Raw genomic sequence first — 16040 nt, 5'->3', positions numbered from 1 at the left:
TATATTATTTGTAATTCCGAAAGGACTATTTAATGGTACTGAATAGTGACTAAACACGTCCTTTCAATGCATTGAAAACCCAAGCGATTGCGAAAAAACCGATTCCTACAGCTGCAAATCCCCAACCTGCTACATCATCATATCTAAATGCACCAAGTGCTATTAATGCCAATCCTACGAAAATCATAATGGCAGTCGCCCAAGCTAAAACCGTATTTTTATTCATTGCCATAATTTGTTATTTTATTTTAAAAGTTAGCAAATACAAATATCGTGATTTTTAACAGAAAAAGCAGCCTTTAAGCTGCTTTTTAATTCAATTATTTTAGGTAAATTATCTCATAGGAACCTCAATAAAAAGTAGTCCAGAATCTATATTTGCTTGCATTGAAAACGTATCAGTTTCTGAAATACCCAAGGCATCTCTAGTTTCCAAAATTTCCTTTTCAATGGTTACATTTCCAAAGATATTCATGATATAAACACCATGATTTTCACTTTTCAGTTGATATTCAAATGTTTTGCCAGCATCTAAATCCATTCTTGAAATTATGGCATCTTGATGAATCTTTAAACTGCCTTCATGATTGTCATCAATTGATGTTACTAATGTTTGAAATGAATTTTTCCTATCTAATTCATTGAAAGCTTTTTGTCCATATCGTGGTTCTACATTTTGTTTGTTGGGAATCACCCAAATTTGAAATAAACTTAAATGTTCATCATTGGACCCATTTATTTCAGAGTGTTGCACGCCAGTTCCAGCGCTCATTACTTGAACTTCGCCAGGTAAGACCGATTGCCAATCTTCCTTCATGTTGTCCCGATGTTTTAAAACACCACTTAAAGGAATGGTAATAATTTCCATATTATCATGTGGATGTGTTCCAAACCCCATTTTAGGTGCAATTACGTCATCATTTAAAACGCGTAAAGCACCATATTGCATGTTGTCTTTATTAAAATAGTTAGCAAAACTAAAAGAGTGATTGGCTTGCAACCAACCATGATTGGCGAAACCTCTATTTTCGGCTTTTTGTAGTTGTGTTTTCATTGTAATGCCCACGAACGTGAGTAGTTTTTTAATTTTTCAATATATCCAAAGGAAGGACTTTATTGAATAGTATTTTGAAAAATATGCTATCGTAATTTATCCAATAAATCGCTTAATTGTCCAGCTTCATTTTCTGAAAGATTTTCTAAAAAATCCATGTTTAAATCGGCAGAAATTTCTTTAATCAGCGCCAAACCGTCTTTTGTAATATGAATATAAACTACTCGTCTATCATGATCACATGGTACACGCTCAATTAACTGTTTTGCAGATAGTTTATCCATAAGGCGCGTAGCATTTGGTGCGCGTTCAATCATACGATCCTTAACAGTTTGCGCTTTTAAAGGTTCTCCTGCACCTTTCAAAATTCGTAAAATATTATACTGTTGTGGCGAAATACCAAAAGGCTTAAAAAAAGCATTCTGCTTATTGGTAATCCAACCAGCTGTAAACAGGATATTAATTAATACTTTGACTTTATTATTATCAAAACGTGAATTGACATCATCAGCTATATTTCCCATTATTTTCAAATTTAAAACCTATGAATTTTTATCATAAATAATATCCTTATAATCTTCTTGTTTCTTTTTAAAAACGTGTTGCGCATAGGAACAACTAGCTACAGCTTTTAAATTATTATCACGCATAAAAGTAACAGCTGCATCCATAAGTTTATAACCAACACCTTGACCGCTTAAAGACTCATCTACTTCAGTATGATTGATATCTATGACATTTTCAGACTTAAATCTATAAGTCATTTCGGCTTTTTGCTCGCCATCTATTTCAATGTAAAATTTGCCGCTTTTATCTTGTTTTTGATGTTTAACTTCCATGAATAATTTCATTTTTAAATAATTCAACTTTATTTTTTAATTCTGTCTTTAGGGCTTCTTCAACTAATTTTCCGCTTTGAAAATTGGTTCCAAACATGGGCAAAGAAAAATCAGCTATAATGCGCGCTTCATGTCTTGGAAAACGATCTTTGGCCATGGCTAAAACAGATGCGCCTCCTCTACCTCCTGGTGAAGCAGCCATTAGAATCATAGGTTTTTTAGCAAACGTTTTTGAATTAATTCGTGACATCCAATCGAAAGCATTTTTAAAAACCGTGCTATAAGCCCCATTATGTTCTGCTAATGATATTAATAAACCATCGGAATTTTGGATGTGATTGAATAAATTTTTAGCTGAATCAGGATGACCATCTCGCGCTTCCAAATCAACACCAAAAAAAGGCATTTCAAAATCATTTAAATCTAAGACAGTTACTTCAAAATTGGCATCTTCTATTAAACTAGCTGTGTATTCTACTAGCTGTTTGTTAATGGATTTCTTACTGTTACTTCCTGCAAATGCAATAATTTTTTTCATATTAATTTTGTAGTCTTTTGTTAAATATATACGACACCATCAAAAGGATGATTGCTAATACGGCTGCTACTTGTTCACCATCACCTATCATGTAATGAGCGAAAAACGCTAAAATAAAAGCAAAAAAGTAACCTGCATAAGCCCATTCTTTTACAATTTTTAAACTTGGTGTCCATAATGCAATTAATCCTAGTAACTTAACTACTGCATATGGATAAATTAAATAGGTTGGATAGCCAAAATTGGTAAACATGGCAGTTACATCGTCATACATAAAAAAATACATGCCTGCAGAATATAATAACAAAACAGTCAGTAGTCCTGTTGCGACGTAATAAATAATTTTATCCCTTTTCATTTTAAAAGTTTTAAGGTTAGAGTACAAATTTAAGAAATATTATTTTAGTTTCCAAGGAAACTATTTCCATGTAATGTTATTTAACAAAATAATCACTTTCAAACCAAGATCTACTTTCGTAAATTCGTAGCAAAGAAAAAAATCTATGGATATCAACTTCAATAAAAACGAAGATCATAATAAATTGCTTATTTCCGAATTAAAAAAACGCTTTGCGTATGTGAAGCTTGGTGGTGGTAAAAAAAGTATTGAAAAGCAACATGCCAAAGGAAAATTAACAGCAAGAGAGCGTATTGATTATTTACTAGATCCTAAAAAACCAGTCATTGAAATCGCTGCTTTTGCAGGAGACGATATGTATGAAGAACACGGAGGATGCCCTTCTGCGGGTGTGGTTGTAAAGATGGGTTATGTAAAAGGCAAACAATGTTTGGTAGTTGCCAATGATGCGACTGTTAAAGCTGGTGCTTGGTTTCCAATAACGGCTAAAAAGAATTTACGCGCTCAAGAAATTGCTATAGAAAACAGATTACCTATCATATATTTAGTTGATTCAGCTGGTGTTTATCTGCCTTTGCAAGATGAAATATTTCCTGACAAGGAACATTTTGGTCGTATTTTTAGAAATAACGCCATTATGAGTAGCATGGGAATCACCCAAATTGCTGCTGTTATGGGAAGTTGTGTTGCTGGTGGTGCCTATTTACCCATTATGAGCGATGAAGCCTTGATAGTTGATAAAACAGGAAGCATCTTTTTAGCTGGTAGTTATTTGGTAAAAGCCGCAATTGGAGAAACTATAGATAATGAAACACTTGGTGGCGCAACAACACATTGCGAAATTTCTGGTGTTACCGATTATAAAGCGAAAGATGACAAAGATGCTTTAGATAAAATTAAAAACATCGTCGATAAAATTGGCGATTTTGATAAAGCCGGATTTAATCGTGCGGATGCTAAAAAACCGAAAGAAAACCAAGAAGATATTTACGGAATTATACCAAAATCGCGTGCAGATCAATATGATATGTATGAAATTATCAAGCGGTTGGTTGATAATAGTGAATTTGAAGAATACAAAGCCGATTACGGAAAATCCATTATTACTTGTTACGCACGAATTGACGGTTGGGCAGTTGGAATTGTTGCCAATCAACGTAAATTGGTAAAAACGGCAAAAGGTGAAATGCAATTTGGTGGTGTAATTTATAATGATTCGGCTGATAAGTCTACCCGTTTTATTGCTAATTGTAACCAGAAGAAAATACCATTAGTATTCTTACAGGATGTTACTGGTTTTATGGTTGGTAGCAAGAGTGAACATGGTGGTATTATTAAAGATGGTGCCAAAATGGTAAATGCTGTTAGTAACAGTGTGGTTCCCAAATTCACTATTATTTTAGGAAACAGCTATGGCGCTGGTAATTACGCTATGTGCGGAAAAGCGTATGATCCACGATTAATTGTTGCTTGGCCAAGTGCTGAACTTGCCGTAATGAGTGGTAATAGTGCTGCTAAAGTATTATTACAAATTGAAAAAGCATCGCTTAAAAAGAAAGGTGAAGAAATAACGCAAGAGAAAGAAGACGCACTTTTCAAAAAAATAAAGGATCGTTATGACAAACAAGTGTCGCCTTATTATGCAGCTTCGCGTATTTGGACAGATGCCATTATTGATCCGTTAGATACCCGAAAATGGATAAGCATGGGAATAGAGGCTGCAAACCATGCGCCTATTGAAAAGCCATTTAATATGGGCATTTTACAGGTATAAGTATATGAAGAATATAATTTTAGTTTTTTGTTTACAAGTCATCACGTTTTCTGCTTATGCTCAAAATAGTTTTGATGATCTTGTTGAGCCCAGAATTCAAGTACTTCAAAATAATACGCAAATTGATTACAATGCGCCTTATGTTATTTTAGAAAATGACACCTTATTTGCTAATAATTACAACGCTATTAACTTAAGGTTTTTATTATCCCAACATTATGATAATAAATTGATGTTACGTTATTATGAACGCATCGTTTTTTGTTATTTAACTCCCAATCCACCTATTGTTTATAATTTAATGCAGTGGAATGAACCCATTGTTATTTTTATGGATAAGGATTTTCCGAAGGACGTTCGTGAGAAATTTGAAACCTTTATTTCAAATTTACAACTGCGCGAAATCAATCATTTAGACATAAGTTTTACCAAAAAGCTTAAAAATGCCAATTACCATATTAAATCTTCAGACATACCAATTAATGGCTATAAACCTGATTTTAAATTTGATACAGAAGAAGACCGTTTAAATGATATTTTAACGGGTTCCGTATACACGTTAGCTACCGATGGGAATAATAAATTTTATGCTGGTGTTTTAAAAATTCATTTAAAGAGTTTTAAAACAAATGTTGATATTACAAAAAGACTCAAGCAATTATTTTTTAAAAGTTTGGGGAATTTTGTAGCCGATAATTATAAAGAAACGACGAGTTTATTGCATCATAATTATGATAATTCTGAAGCGATTTCAGAATTTGATATGAATATTTTAAAAATCCATTATGCTATTATTTACGAGCAGAAAGTTAATGGCGCCACTTTTAAAAAGCTTGTGCAACTAGCTGAAAAATTAGATTAATGAATAAATTTTTTACACTATTATTTTTATTAGGTACAATTTCTATAAGTCAAGCGCAGCATCATACAAATGATACTGTAAGAAAAATGTATGTATCCTTGAAAGGTTATAGAATGACCTTTAAAACACCATTAACCAAACAAGACAGCTTAACTTTTCAATTTCGAGAAAATGATACACTAGTATTAATTAATGCTAATATGTATCCAAAAGGCACCTCTGTTCCTTATGAGTATAAAAATGAAACTTTCTTAAAGTATTATAAGAAATCAGCCTTTAGAAGTTCTGGTGTGGATTCTTTAGACCAAAACCAAGGGATGCGCTATTGGAAGGATCCTATTAAGGTTTTCTTTTCTGAAAGTGTTTCTAGAAAGACTAAAAAGGACTTCATGTCTTTAGCAAAAGAGATTTCCAATCAAGTAGATTCCTTACATATATCTGAAGTTAAAAAAGTTGAGGAATCTAATTATGTCGTGTATTTCTTTGGCGATTATGAATATGATGCGCTTATGAAAAACTACACCTACACAGATTACTATTTGCATTGGAATAACAGGAATCAAATTTACCGTTGTGGTTTAAAGTTAGATACAGCTGTGTATTTTAACGAAACACTCATTACCGAAAAACTTAAAGAATTATTTGTTGGAACATTGGGTCATTTCAAATTTATAAATGATTTGAGCTGTGAAAGTTATTTATCTAATTGCTATTCTAAAAACAAGCAATTAACAGATTTAGATATTGAGATTTTGCAATATCATTATTCCTATGGGATTTGTAAAGGGACCAGTTTAAAAGATTTTGAAGAACAGCACAAAAAAGCTAAAAACGTTTTAGAAGAACGTAACGTGTTAATTAATTTCAGACACCTGGATTAATACACGTTATTTTATATTAAAAGTAGCTTAAATTCCCATAATACGGAATCCAAGCTACTTTATTTATTTAAAATCAATTATAAACTTTTATAAGCATTTACCAATCGAACAAACTCGGAACGATAACCATTTTCGTCCTGACCTCTACCCTGTTTTGCTAAATCCAATACATCATTCAATTTGGAATTATTATCATATTCTGAATGACGCAATTGCATACCATATAAAGCAACTGCTGAAGCAAATTTCATGTCAACTGATGCTTGTTGCACTTTATCCTCATGCACATGAACCATCTGGATACTTTTATCACCATCTGGTTTTTTGTATCTGAATTTCACGGTGAATAATTCATCAGTGAAATTTGAAGTATTTTCATTTTTGGTATATTTTAAATCGGAAATATCTTTTAAATAGTTGCTTTTTACACCTACAGGAATAACTTCGTACAGAGCCGTTACGGTATGTCCACTGCCTAATTCACCAGCATCTTTGGTATCGTCAATAAAATCTTCATCAGCTAACAAACGGTTTTCGTAACCAATCAATCGGTAGGCTTGAACAACAGCAGGATTGAATTCTACTTGAATTTTTACATCTTTTGCAATCGTAAATAAGGTACCGCCAAATTCCTTTCCAAAAACTTTTTGTGCCTCCTGCATCGTATCAATATACGCATGGTTTCCATTGCCTTTATCTGCTAAAGTCTCTAATTTTGAATCTTTGTAATTTCCATATCCAAACCCTAAAACGGATAAGAACACACCTGTTTTGCGCTTGGCTTCAATCAACTTCTCCATGTCTTTATCTGAAGAAGCGCCAACATTAAAATCACCATCTGTTGCTAGAATTACGCGATTATTACCGTTTTTCTTAAAGTTCTTTTCTGCCAAACTATAAGCCAACTCAATACCTTGTCCGCCAGCTGTAGAACCTCCAGAATTCAGCTTATCTAAAGCAGCAATAATTTTTTCTTTTTCAATTCCCGAAGTCGGTTCTAAAACCACACCAGCTGCTCCAGCGTAAACAACTATAGAAACATAGTCTTGAGGACGTAATTGATTCACCAATAATTTATAAGCTGATTTCAATAAAGGCAATTTATTCGCACTTCCCATAGAACCTGATACATCAATCAAAAAAGTTAAATTGGATGCTGGTAATTGGTCATTCTCGTAGGTTTTTCCTTGTAAACCAACTCGCACTAACTGGGTATCTACATTCCAAGGTGTTTGAATTTGCTCCGTATTAATAGAAAATGGATGTTTGCCTGTTGGTTGCGGATAATCATAGTCAAAATAATTTACCATTTCTTCAATTTTAACCGAACTCGCTGGAATTTCTTGACCATTATTAATCATTCGTCTGATGTTACTATAAGATGCTTTATCTACATCTATTGAAAACGTTGACAACGGTTTTGCTTTCACGTTTTCGAAAGCATTTTCTACAATTTCTTCATAAACATCATTATTATCATACGTATTTGGTTGAATTATATGATGTTTTAATTCTTTAGGCAGTTTATAATTACTCCCTTTAGTGGTCACAATAATAACACCATTGGAACCTTGCGAACCATATAAAGCACTACCTCCTGCTCCTTTTATAACATTTGTACTCGCAATATCTTTGGGTTTCATATTTGCCAAAGTTTCAGCAGAGACAATATTTCCATCAATAACAATAAGCGCTTGATTGTTTCCCGTTATTGACCAATTACCACGTAAAACAATGTGCGTTGTTTGATTGACACCTGTATTCATAGAATTAATCTGTAATCCTGATACTTTACCTTGTAAGGACTGAACTGTGTTTGGGTTGGCACTTTGAGTTAATTTTTCTGCAGAAACTACATGAGTTGAAGTTTTTAATCTTCTATTAGTTCTTTTAACTCCCAAAGCAGTAACCACCACTTCTTCCAATGCTTCAGAATCCACTTGCATGGCGAAGGAAATAGTGGTTGTGTTTTTCTTGATTTTTCGCTCTGCAGTTATATAACCGATAAATGAATAGGATATAATAGCGCCTTCAATTGCTTGAATGGTATATAGTCCGTCAAAATTGGTTTGAGTACCATCTGAAGTTCCTTTAACTATAACATTCACACCAGGTAATGGCAGTCCGTTTTCATCTGTAATGGTTCCAGAGATTGTTTTCTTTTGTGCATGTATTTGCAAACTTATAAAAGCCACACATACAATTAGTAATAGATTTTTCATGGTTTTGTGTTTTAAATTCTAGGTAAACCTAAAACACAACGGTCATAATAAAAACTAGGAATTCGTGAATGGGTTATTTGATTGAGGCAAGTGTCTTTTTTCGCTGTATTTTTCCAGAATGGGTTTCTTGAAAATGTTTTACAAAGAAAATATCTTTAGGGATTTCATGTTTATGCAATCCTGTAAAGGCGTCATGTTTTATGATTCTCTCTTCACCTTCAATAACTAAAATAACACGTTCGCCCATTTCGTCATCAGGTAGTGAAGCTATAAAAAATCGTTCATCTAAATGAGCTGTAAGTACATTTTCCACTACTTCTGGATGGATTTTAACACCTCCTGAATTAATAACATGATCTATACGTCCTAACCATTCAAATGTGGATTTGTCTTGAATTTTAACCACATCATTCGTAACGATTATGTCTTCGGAAATGTTTTTAGCATCAATAACCAAACAGTCACGATTATCTTGTGAAATTATAACGCCCGGTAATACTTGAAAATACGGTTTTGGTGTTTCTTTAGAAAAATTATTCAGTTGTTTTACGGCAATATGACTAACGGTTTCAGTCATACCATAGGTTTCGTAAACTGTTGGTTTTATAGTTTGAATTGTCTTTTTCAAATCTTTTGAAACCGGAGCACCACCAACAATGATGGTTTTTATTTTGGCAACTTTAGCCAGATTCTTTTGCAATTGCATGGGAATCATAGCAGCAAATTGGTATGTTTTACGCGGATTAATTTCTAATATCTTTTTAGGCGGAATTATATCTAAATGTAAACCCAACATCATGGCACGGATTAACATCATTTTTCCTGCTATCGTTCCAGCAGGCAAACATAAAAGTGCACGATCTTTTGGTTGCAATTCGAAAAAATTACCCGTGGTAAGTGCTGAGTGCACCATAGCTTGTTTACTAACACCAATAGTTTTAGGCGTTCCAGTAGAACCTGATGTTTGTACAGTAAGAGTTTCACTTGAATCCAACCAATCTGCTAAAAATTCGCCAATTGCGATTTCAAAATCGTCACCTTCTTTGATGAAACTATAGGCGACTTCCTTTAAACCTTCACGATTATAATGAAAGCCGTTTAGTTGAAAATGATTGTGAACTTTATCAAATGTTGGTGTCATGATTAATTAGTTGTTTGTTATATTTTCAGATTCTATTATTGGAGCTTCAACAGTACCAAAAAGTTTTTCTTTCCAATTGGTCCAATTATATTTTTTTGAAAACACAAAAAGTACAATTGGAAAAATTACAAAAACAGGCATAAACACATCCATAAAACCTGCTGCTCCAGGTAATGATGTGTCTTTAAACACCGAATGTGTTTGAAGTGCTGTCCAATCTGCGGTTACCAATAATGCCGTAAATAAATTATTGGCGGCATGAAACCCTAAAGCTAATTCTAAACCTTCATCCATTAATGTTGCAATACCTAAAAACAAACCTGTTCCAATATAATAAACCATGACTATGTAACCCAGTTGTTTGACTTCCGGGTTAGCAATATGTAAGAGTCCAAATACAACAGATGTGGTTAACAACGGTACCCATTTGTTTTTTGTAATAACACCCATTCCTTGCATTAAATACCCACGAAATAAGTACTCTTCAAAACTCGTTTGCAGTGGAATTAGTGCAATAGCAATAACACACAGAATTATAAATGGTACGAGTTTAAAATTTAAAACATAATTTTCAGGCGACAAAAAATAGTCTATAAAAATAAAACTAGTGGATACAATTCCCCATAAAATAAAAGCGAACCAAAAACGCTTCCAGTCAATTTTATCACGCGCTGTTGTTAAAGAAACGATGGATTGTTTATGAAGATATTTAGCCACAATAAAAACCCCTACTAAACCAGCTGCAAAAGAAAGTAGCATGAGAAACAGATTTAAATTCGGCTCCAATAATGTCATCATTTGAGTTTCTGTCATACCAAAAACACTACCACCATCGGAAACAGCTTTAAACAAAACAGCTATAGTAAATGGTATTTGTCCTACCATGACAGCAACAAAAATAATGAGTATTCCAATAATATATCGCCACCACTCGTGCAGACCTTTAAACGCTTGTGCTATGTACATGTTTTATAAATGTGTTAATGCTATAATTAAATTAGTTACTGGTTGATGAGCTTATATTAAAATGCCACGATTTGTTCTTATCATAAAATAATGAACCTTTTTTTATGGTTAAAGGGCTCTCAAAATTATTGGTAAATAAACTGCCTGTTCCTAAACCTTGAGGCATATTATTATTTAAAGTATATGTCCATTGAGCAATAGCATTCAATCCCACATTACTTTCCAAAGCACTTGTAATCCACCAACCTATTTGATTGTTTTCGGCATGTTGCATCCACTCCTGACTACCTTGCCAGCCTCCTACAAAACTCGGTTTTAAAATAATATATTGCGGTTTAATTTGTTCCAAAAGCAATGCCTTGTCCGAGTTTTCAAAAACACCAATTAATTCTTCATCTAAAGCAATTGGAAGCGGTGTTTCATGACATAATTTTGCCATAGCTTCTATTTGACCAGCTTTTATTGGTTGCTCAATAGAGTGCAAATTTAAATCGGATAGACGTTTTAGTTTTTCCAAGGCATCGGTTTCAGAAAAAGCACCATTCGCATCCACGCGTAATTCAATATCATTAGCTGAAAATTCTTTCCGAATAGACTTCAGCAAACCAATCTCCGTTTCAAAATCAATCGCACCAATTTTCATTTTAATACACGTGAAACCTGCTTCAATTTTATCTTGAATTTGCTGCTTCATAAAAACGTCTGTTCCCATCCAAATCAAACCATTAATGGGAGTAGATTTTTTGTTTTGAGTAAATTCCGAAGGAAATAAATCGAAAGGTGTTTTAGAGTCTAAAGATTTAAAAGCCATTTCTAAACCAAATTGAATACTTGGAAAGACTTTCATTGTATCATATAAAACGGCTAGACCTAAATGGATATTATTGCACGTCCACTGTAATTGTTCTTCATAATTAGGAACATCGTCAGCACTTAAACCTCGTAAAATACCACATTCACCTATCCCTTGTTTTCCTTCATGTTCAAGAATAATAAACCATGTTTCCTTCGTTTTTAAAACGCCTCGAGACGTACCGCTGGGTTGCTTAAAATTAAGAATATATTTATTATAAGATGCTTTCATATAGTATTCAAAAGTACTCAATTTATTTTGTATTTTAGACAACATAAAACAATCCCAATGCCTGAATTTCCAAACATTATTCTATTTGCCATTCCGTTTTTTGTTTTGGCTATGTTGCTTGAAATGTATGTTACTACCAAACAACAGATTAAGACCTATGAAACAAAAGATGCCTTATCGTCCATTGCTATGGGATTAGGTAATGTTTTCTTGGAGTTTTTAAGCAAAGCTATTGTACTTTTAGCGTTCTTTTGGATATATGACAACTTCCGATTATTTACTATTCCAGTTGCTTGGTGGAGTTTTATATTAATTTTCTTTGCAGATGATTTCTCTTATTACTGGTTTCATCGTATTTCTCATGAAAGTCGCTTGTTTTGGGCATCCCATGTAGTTCATCACTCGTCACAAAAATATAATTTAAGTACTGCTTTACGCCAAACATGGTCTGGTGGATTTTACTCGTTCGTTTTTTGGATTTGGATGCCTTTACTAGGTTTTCATCCTGCCATGATTTTATTGCAAATGTCTATTAGTTTATTGTATCAATTTTGGATTCATACAGAAGCTATTGATAAAATGCCTAAATGGTTTGAAGCCGTGTTTAATACACCATCTCATCATCGGGTTCATCATGGCAGTAATCCGTTATATTTAGATAGAAACCATGCAGGTATTCTAATTATTTGGGACAAATTATTTGGTACGTTTCAACCGGAACTAAAAGAAGAAAAAGTGATTTATGGTTTGGTTGTTAATATTGACACCTATAATCCGGTGAAAATTGCTTTTATAGAATGGCGAAATATGCTAAAAGATGTCTTTTCAGGCCAAAAATCTTTAAAAAATCGATTTTTGTATTTCACTAAGCCACCAGGTTGGACGCATGATGGAACCGGAAAATTGAGCGATGATTTACGTCGTGAATGGCTGGAGAAAAGTTTACAGTCGCAGTCGCAGTCGCAGTCGCAGTTTAAAGAAAAATAGTTTTAAATAAAGAGATACCCGCTTTCACGAGCATTATTATGAATTTTAACAACAAGGTTATATGGATTACAGGTGCTTCCAGCGGAATTGGCAAAGCTTTGGTTGCTAGTTTGGCAAAACAGAAATGCCAACTTATTATTTCATCCCGACGTTTAACGGATTTGGAAAACGTAAAAAATGCGCAACCCAATCCAGAAAATATTGCCTGTGTGCCTTTTGATTTAGCCGATTATAATAGCATGTCGCCAATTGTTGAAATCGCCATCGGCAGTTTTGGTAAGATTGATATTTTAATAAATAATGGTGGCTTTAGTCAACGGTCGCTCATTATTGAAACCGATATTGCTGTCGATAAAAAACTGATGGAAGTAGATTATTTAGGAACTGTAGCGCTTTCTAAAGCACTACTACCCTATTTTGTGCGTCAGAAATCTGGACAGTTTGTAACAGTAACTAGTTTAATGGGGAAGTTCTCATCTCCTTACCGTTCGGGATATTGTGGAGCTAAACATGCGCTTCATGGCTTTTTTGATGCCTTACGATTAGAACATGAAAAAGACGGAATATCTGTCACTTTAATTTGTCCAGGGTTTGTAAATACAGATATTGCACGCCATGCCTTAATTGGCAATGGTAAGCAACAAAACACCCAAGATACAGCTACAGAAAAAGGGCTTCCAGTAGACGTTTTTACTGAACGCATGCTGAAAGCCGTTTATAAAAATAAATTTGAAGTTTATATTGGTAAAAAAGAAGTGTTAGGCGTTTTTTTAAAACGTTTTTTTCCAAAATTTCTACATTGGTATACCTTACGAAGTGTTGTGCGTTAGACTAATCTATTTTTACAATTTCCACTTCCCCAAATGATAAACCACTTTCTACTTTAGCACTTCCTTTATAGGTTATTGTTGGTTCGCCGTATGACACTATTTTAAGCTTATCAGACACATTGCATTGATAACTACCATCGCCATAAGCCGTTATTTTGGTTTCCTTATTATTTACCTGTGAAAAATCGACCGTACTTTCACCATAACCAATTATTTTTTGGTTTTCAATACTACCCTTTTCAATAACTAAATAACTTTCGCCATATATGGATACTTTTAAATCTTTTAATGTCACATGTTTCATAGTTACTTGAGATTCGCCATAAATATTAAAGGTGATTTTATCTGATATGATGGCATCTTCAAAATTAAAACGCTCCTCGCCTCTTAAAGAAAACGATTTTACTTTTTTATAGTAAATAGTTGCTCTTGCAACCGTTCCTTTATAAGCCTCAACCGTTCTGTGTTTGGTGCTTTTTTCTTTATCATTTTCGGTAATGATTTTAGCATCATCCAAATAAACTTGGAGTGTTTTGTTTTTAACTTCTACATTAATTTCATCTAAAGGTTCGCTTATCATTTCAATAACCACTTCTTCTTTATCGCCAGTTTTAAAAACAACTTCTATATGTGGACTAATAATAACTTTGTCAAACGTTTTAACGCTAAAGGTTTTATTTTGTCCAACAACCAGGTTGGCACTTAAAAAAAGGGTAATAAAAAAAATGGTGATAATTTGTGACGTACTTTTTAAAAAGGAATTCATAATGCGTATTTAGATTAGTATATCCTTAAAGACAAACACTTTTTAGGTTTGTTACAGTTTTGAATACGTTTTTTAATTATAACTCCAAACTATCACCAATTTCCAATAACATTAAATCTTTATCTTTTTCAAAAAACTTGCGTTTTGCTATTTCATGATCAATTTCTATATAACCAAATGTGTCAAAATGGTAGCCTAACACTTTATCACATTGAACAAAATCACTGGCTAAAATAGCATCATCAATTCCCATGGTGAAATTATCGCCAATTGGTAAAATGGCTAAATCTAACTTGGTACGTAGTGGAATGAGTTTCATATCCATGGTTAATGCAGTATCTCCGGCAATGTAGATGTTTTTATGTTCGCCTTCAATAACAAAGCCTCCTGGTTGCCCACCATAACTGCCATCAGGAAATGAAGAGGTGTGAATAGCATTTACATATTTCACGACACCAAATTCGAAGTCCCACGAACCACCATGATTCATTGGATGTCCTTCAAGCCCTTTATTTTGAAAATGGGTTACAATTTCAAAATTAGAAACAATAACGGCATCTGTATTTTTGGCAATCGTTTCCACATCCAAAATATGATCTTGGTGTGCATGAGTTAATAGAATATAATCGGCTTTTAAGGTGTTAATATCTATATGTTTGGCTTTCTCATTACCAGTAATAAAAGGATCCACAAGAATATGAACACCATCTACTTCTATTCCTAAACTGGCATGACCGTAAAATGTGATTTTCATTGTAAGAGGGTTTTAAATTAGGTATTGAAAAATACAAAATCTAGAACAATTTTATGAAGTGATGGCGATAAATTCTACTAAATAATATAGCCAACTCCCATTAAAATAGCGAGTAGAAATGTAGAAATAGCCACTTTTTTTAATTCCGAATCTAATAATGAAGGGTTCACAGTTTTTCTAACATAGAATAAGTGCTTCACCAATGGAATATACATAACCATAAACATCAAATTATATGGCGAAACATAATATAAAATTGCAAATGCGGCGGAAAGAAGAATAGCACCACAAATTAATATATAATGATAGCGTTTGGCATTAGTTAAACCGAGCTTTACGGCTAACGTAATTTTATTCGATTTTTTGTCCGATATAATATCACGCATATTATTTAAGTTCAAAACAGCTACACTCAATAATCCAATGGTAAAAGCTGGTAAAATAATAACATGATCAATTTTTAAGGTGTATAAAAAATACGTACCTAAACCACTTACTAATCCGAAGAATATAAACACAAATACATCACCTAGACCTTTGTAACCATATGCAGAGTCGCCAACCGTATAATTAATTGCGGCATAAACTGAAAGTGCTCCTATGGCCAAAAATAGCATGGTGTATAAAAAATGACGCATACCAAAAGCACAAAAAAGTAGGATGACCACTAAAGCTATAATGACTAAAATATTAATTTTTATTGCTAAAAACATTTCGTCTGGAGATACGTTTCCACTTTGCAAAGCACGTTGAGGACCTACACGTTCATCATTATCGGTACCTTTAACACCATCGCCATAATCATTAGCAAAGTTGGACAGTACTTGTAGTGCAACCGTTGTTAAAAGTGCTAAAACAAAAATATACCAATTTACATAACCATTATAAGCTGCAAAGCTTGTGGCAAGAATAATTCCTGAAATGGATAATGGTAAGGTGCGTAATCTTGCTGCTGAAACCCAATGTTTTATTGATGGCATAGAC

At 33.4% G+C, this 16040-nt stretch carries 18 protein-coding genes; 5 read left to right on the top strand and 13 right to left on the bottom strand.

Translation table 11 applies throughout. The features are described from left to right. Positions 1-49: 49 nt before the first annotated feature. The 6 genes from ES675_RS07440 to ES675_RS07415 all read right to left on the bottom strand — a co-directional run bounded on the left by ES675_RS07440 (position 50) and on the right by ES675_RS07415 (position 2789). Positions 50-232 (bottom strand): CAL67264 family membrane protein, encoded by a 183-nt coding sequence (locus ES675_RS07440; protein ID WP_066256404.1) that lies wholly within the window; start codon positions 230-232, stop codon positions 50-52. Positions 233-334: 102 nt separating this feature from the next. Continuing rightward, positions 335-1054: a pirin family protein gene (locus ES675_RS07435; RefSeq protein ID WP_066256467.1), complete on the bottom strand. Its 720-nt coding sequence runs from the start codon at positions 1052-1054 to the stop codon at positions 335-337. An 86-nt stretch (positions 1055-1140) separates the two neighbouring features. Beyond that, complete coding sequence (locus tag ES675_RS07430; protein ID WP_082986006.1) at positions 1141-1578, bottom strand: MarR family winged helix-turn-helix transcriptional regulator; 438 nt, start codon at positions 1576-1578, stop codon at positions 1141-1143. Positions 1579-1596: 18 nt separating this feature from the next. Beyond that, the gene (locus ES675_RS07425; RefSeq protein ID WP_066256474.1) at positions 1597-1893 is read right to left on the bottom strand and encodes a GNAT family N-acetyltransferase; all 297 of its coding nucleotides are present in this window, start codon (positions 1891-1893) and stop codon (positions 1597-1599) included. Continuing rightward, a complete protein-coding gene (locus ES675_RS07420; protein WP_066256409.1) occupies positions 1883-2431 on the bottom strand; it encodes an NADPH-dependent FMN reductase in 549 nt (182 codons plus the stop codon). Before ES675_RS07420 ends, ES675_RS07425 begins: the two co-directional genes overlap by 11 nt. Position 2432: 1 nt before the next feature. Further along, a complete protein-coding gene (locus ES675_RS07415) occupies positions 2433-2789 on the bottom strand; it encodes a DoxX family protein (RefSeq protein WP_066256413.1) in 357 nt (118 codons plus the stop codon). A 145-nt stretch (positions 2790-2934) separates the two neighbouring features. Between ES675_RS07415 and ES675_RS07410 the strand changes: the two genes are divergently transcribed. The 3 genes from ES675_RS07410 to ES675_RS07400 are packed head-to-tail and all read left to right on the top strand — an operon-like array spanning position 2935 to position 6306. Next, complete coding sequence (locus ES675_RS07410; RefSeq protein WP_066256418.1) at positions 2935-4563, top strand: acyl-CoA carboxylase subunit beta; 1629 nt, start codon at positions 2935-2937, stop codon at positions 4561-4563. 4 nt (positions 4564-4567) lie between these two features. Continuing rightward, a complete protein-coding gene (locus ES675_RS07405) occupies positions 4568-5425 on the top strand; it encodes a hypothetical protein (protein WP_066256425.1) in 858 nt (285 codons plus the stop codon). Continuing rightward, positions 5425-6306: a hypothetical protein gene (locus tag ES675_RS07400; RefSeq protein ID WP_066256428.1), complete on the top strand. Its 882-nt coding sequence runs from the start codon at positions 5425-5427 to the stop codon at positions 6304-6306. Before ES675_RS07405 ends, ES675_RS07400 begins: the two co-directional genes overlap by 1 nt. 77 nt (positions 6307-6383) lie before the next feature. On the opposite strand, the gene ES675_RS07395 is transcribed toward ES675_RS07400, so the two are convergent. From ES675_RS07395 to ES675_RS07380, 4 genes are all read right to left on the bottom strand, one after another. Beyond that, positions 6384-8528 carry a VWA domain-containing protein gene (locus tag ES675_RS07395; protein ID WP_066256432.1) on the bottom strand — a complete coding sequence of 715 codons (2145 nt, stop codon included), beginning with the start codon at positions 8526-8528 and terminating at the stop codon, positions 6384-6386. A 73-nt stretch (positions 8529-8601) separates the two neighbouring features. Further along, the gene (locus ES675_RS07390) at positions 8602-9669 is read right to left on the bottom strand and encodes an AMP-binding protein (protein WP_066256435.1); all 1068 of its coding nucleotides are present in this window, start codon (positions 9667-9669) and stop codon (positions 8602-8604) included. Positions 9670-9675: 6 nt separating this feature from the next. Next, positions 9676-10635: a CPBP family intramembrane glutamic endopeptidase gene (locus tag ES675_RS07385; protein ID WP_066256438.1), complete on the bottom strand. Its 960-nt coding sequence runs from the start codon at positions 10633-10635 to the stop codon at positions 9676-9678. Between the two features lie 31 nt (positions 10636-10666). Beyond that, a complete protein-coding gene (locus tag ES675_RS07380) occupies positions 10667-11719 on the bottom strand; it encodes an o-succinylbenzoate synthase (protein WP_066256440.1) in 1053 nt (350 codons plus the stop codon). A gap of 57 nt (positions 11720-11776) precedes the next feature. Here ES675_RS07380 and ES675_RS07375 point away from each other — a divergent pair, with 57 nt between their 5' ends. Both ES675_RS07375 and ES675_RS07370 read left to right on the top strand, forming a co-directional pair. Continuing rightward, entirely contained in the window at positions 11777-12706 is a 930-nt protein-coding gene (locus ES675_RS07375; RefSeq protein ID WP_066256446.1) for a sterol desaturase family protein, read from the top strand. A gap of 38 nt (positions 12707-12744) precedes the next feature. Then, a complete protein-coding gene (locus ES675_RS07370) occupies positions 12745-13536 on the top strand; it encodes an SDR family oxidoreductase (protein WP_066256450.1) in 792 nt (263 codons plus the stop codon). Position 13537: 1 nt separating this feature from the next. On the opposite strand, the gene ES675_RS07365 is transcribed toward ES675_RS07370, so the two are convergent. The 3 genes from ES675_RS07365 to menA form a co-directional block, all read right to left on the bottom strand. After that, entirely contained in the window at positions 13538-14302 is a 765-nt protein-coding gene (locus tag ES675_RS07365; RefSeq protein WP_066256454.1) for a GIN domain-containing protein, read from the bottom strand. A 76-nt stretch (positions 14303-14378) separates the two neighbouring features. Beyond that, positions 14379-15056 carry a metal-dependent hydrolase gene (locus tag ES675_RS07360; protein WP_066256456.1) on the bottom strand — a complete coding sequence of 226 codons (678 nt, stop codon included), beginning with the start codon at positions 15054-15056 and terminating at the stop codon, positions 14379-14381. Between the two features lie 77 nt (positions 15057-15133). Continuing rightward, a complete protein-coding gene (gene menA, locus ES675_RS07355) occupies positions 15134-16036 on the bottom strand; it encodes a 1,4-dihydroxy-2-naphthoate octaprenyltransferase (protein ID WP_197503523.1) in 903 nt (300 codons plus the stop codon). Positions 16037-16040 lie beyond the last annotated feature (4 nt).

It is taken from the genome of Algorimicrobium algoritergicola (assembly GCF_008086165.1).
In the GTDB taxonomy this organism is placed as follows: domain Bacteria; phylum Bacteroidota; class Bacteroidia; order Flavobacteriales; family Flavobacteriaceae; genus Algorimicrobium; species Algorimicrobium algoritergicola.
This window is presented reverse-complemented; position numbering and strand designations above follow the sequence as displayed.

Excerpts from the sequence above, each read along its gene's own strand:
- ES675_RS07415 (WP_066256413.1), bottom strand. The coding sequence starts at position 2,789 with ATGAAAAGGGATAAAATTATTTATTACGTCGCAACAGGACTACTGACT.
- ES675_RS07395 (WP_066256432.1), bottom strand. The coding sequence starts at position 8,528 with ATGAAAAATCTATTACTAATTGTATGTGTGGCTTTTATAAGTTTGCAA.
- ES675_RS07410 (WP_066256418.1), top strand. The coding sequence starts at position 2,935 with ATGGATATCAACTTCAATAAAAACGAAGATCATAATAAATTGCTTATT.
- ES675_RS07435 (WP_066256467.1), bottom strand. The coding sequence starts at position 1,054 with ATGAAAACACAACTACAAAAAGCCGAAAATAGAGGTTTCGCCAATCAT.
- ES675_RS07390 (WP_066256435.1), bottom strand. The coding sequence starts at position 9,669 with ATGACACCAACATTTGATAAAGTTCACAATCATTTTCAACTAAACGGC.
- ES675_RS07370 (WP_066256450.1), top strand. The coding sequence starts at position 12,745 with ATGAATTTTAACAACAAGGTTATATGGATTACAGGTGCTTCCAGCGGA.
- menA (WP_197503523.1), bottom strand. The coding sequence starts at position 16,036 with ATGCCATCAATAAAACATTGGGTTTCAGCAGCAAGATTACGCACCTTA.
- ES675_RS07385 (WP_066256438.1), bottom strand. The coding sequence starts at position 10,635 with ATGTACATAGCACAAGCGTTTAAAGGTCTGCACGAGTGGTGGCGATAT.
- ES675_RS07405 (WP_066256425.1), top strand. The coding sequence starts at position 4,568 with ATGAAGAATATAATTTTAGTTTTTTGTTTACAAGTCATCACGTTTTCT.
- ES675_RS07440 (WP_066256404.1), bottom strand. The coding sequence starts at position 232 with ATGGCAATGAATAAAAATACGGTTTTAGCTTGGGCGACTGCCATTATG.
- ES675_RS07375 (WP_066256446.1), top strand. The coding sequence starts at position 11,777 with ATGCCTGAATTTCCAAACATTATTCTATTTGCCATTCCGTTTTTTGTT.
- ES675_RS07365 (WP_066256454.1), bottom strand. The coding sequence starts at position 14,302 with ATGAATTCCTTTTTAAAAAGTACGTCACAAATTATCACCATTTTTTTT.
- ES675_RS07430 (WP_082986006.1), bottom strand. The coding sequence starts at position 1,578 with ATGGGAAATATAGCTGATGATGTCAATTCACGTTTTGATAATAATAAA.
- ES675_RS07400 (WP_066256428.1), top strand. The coding sequence starts at position 5,425 with ATGAATAAATTTTTTACACTATTATTTTTATTAGGTACAATTTCTATA.
- ES675_RS07380 (WP_066256440.1), bottom strand. The coding sequence starts at position 11,719 with ATGAAAGCATCTTATAATAAATATATTCTTAATTTTAAGCAACCCAGC.
- ES675_RS07420 (WP_066256409.1), bottom strand. The coding sequence starts at position 2,431 with ATGAAAAAAATTATTGCATTTGCAGGAAGTAACAGTAAGAAATCCATT.
- ES675_RS07425 (WP_066256474.1), bottom strand. The coding sequence starts at position 1,893 with ATGGAAGTTAAACATCAAAAACAAGATAAAAGCGGCAAATTTTACATT.
- ES675_RS07360 (WP_066256456.1), bottom strand. The coding sequence starts at position 15,056 with ATGAAAATCACATTTTACGGTCATGCCAGTTTAGGAATAGAAGTAGAT.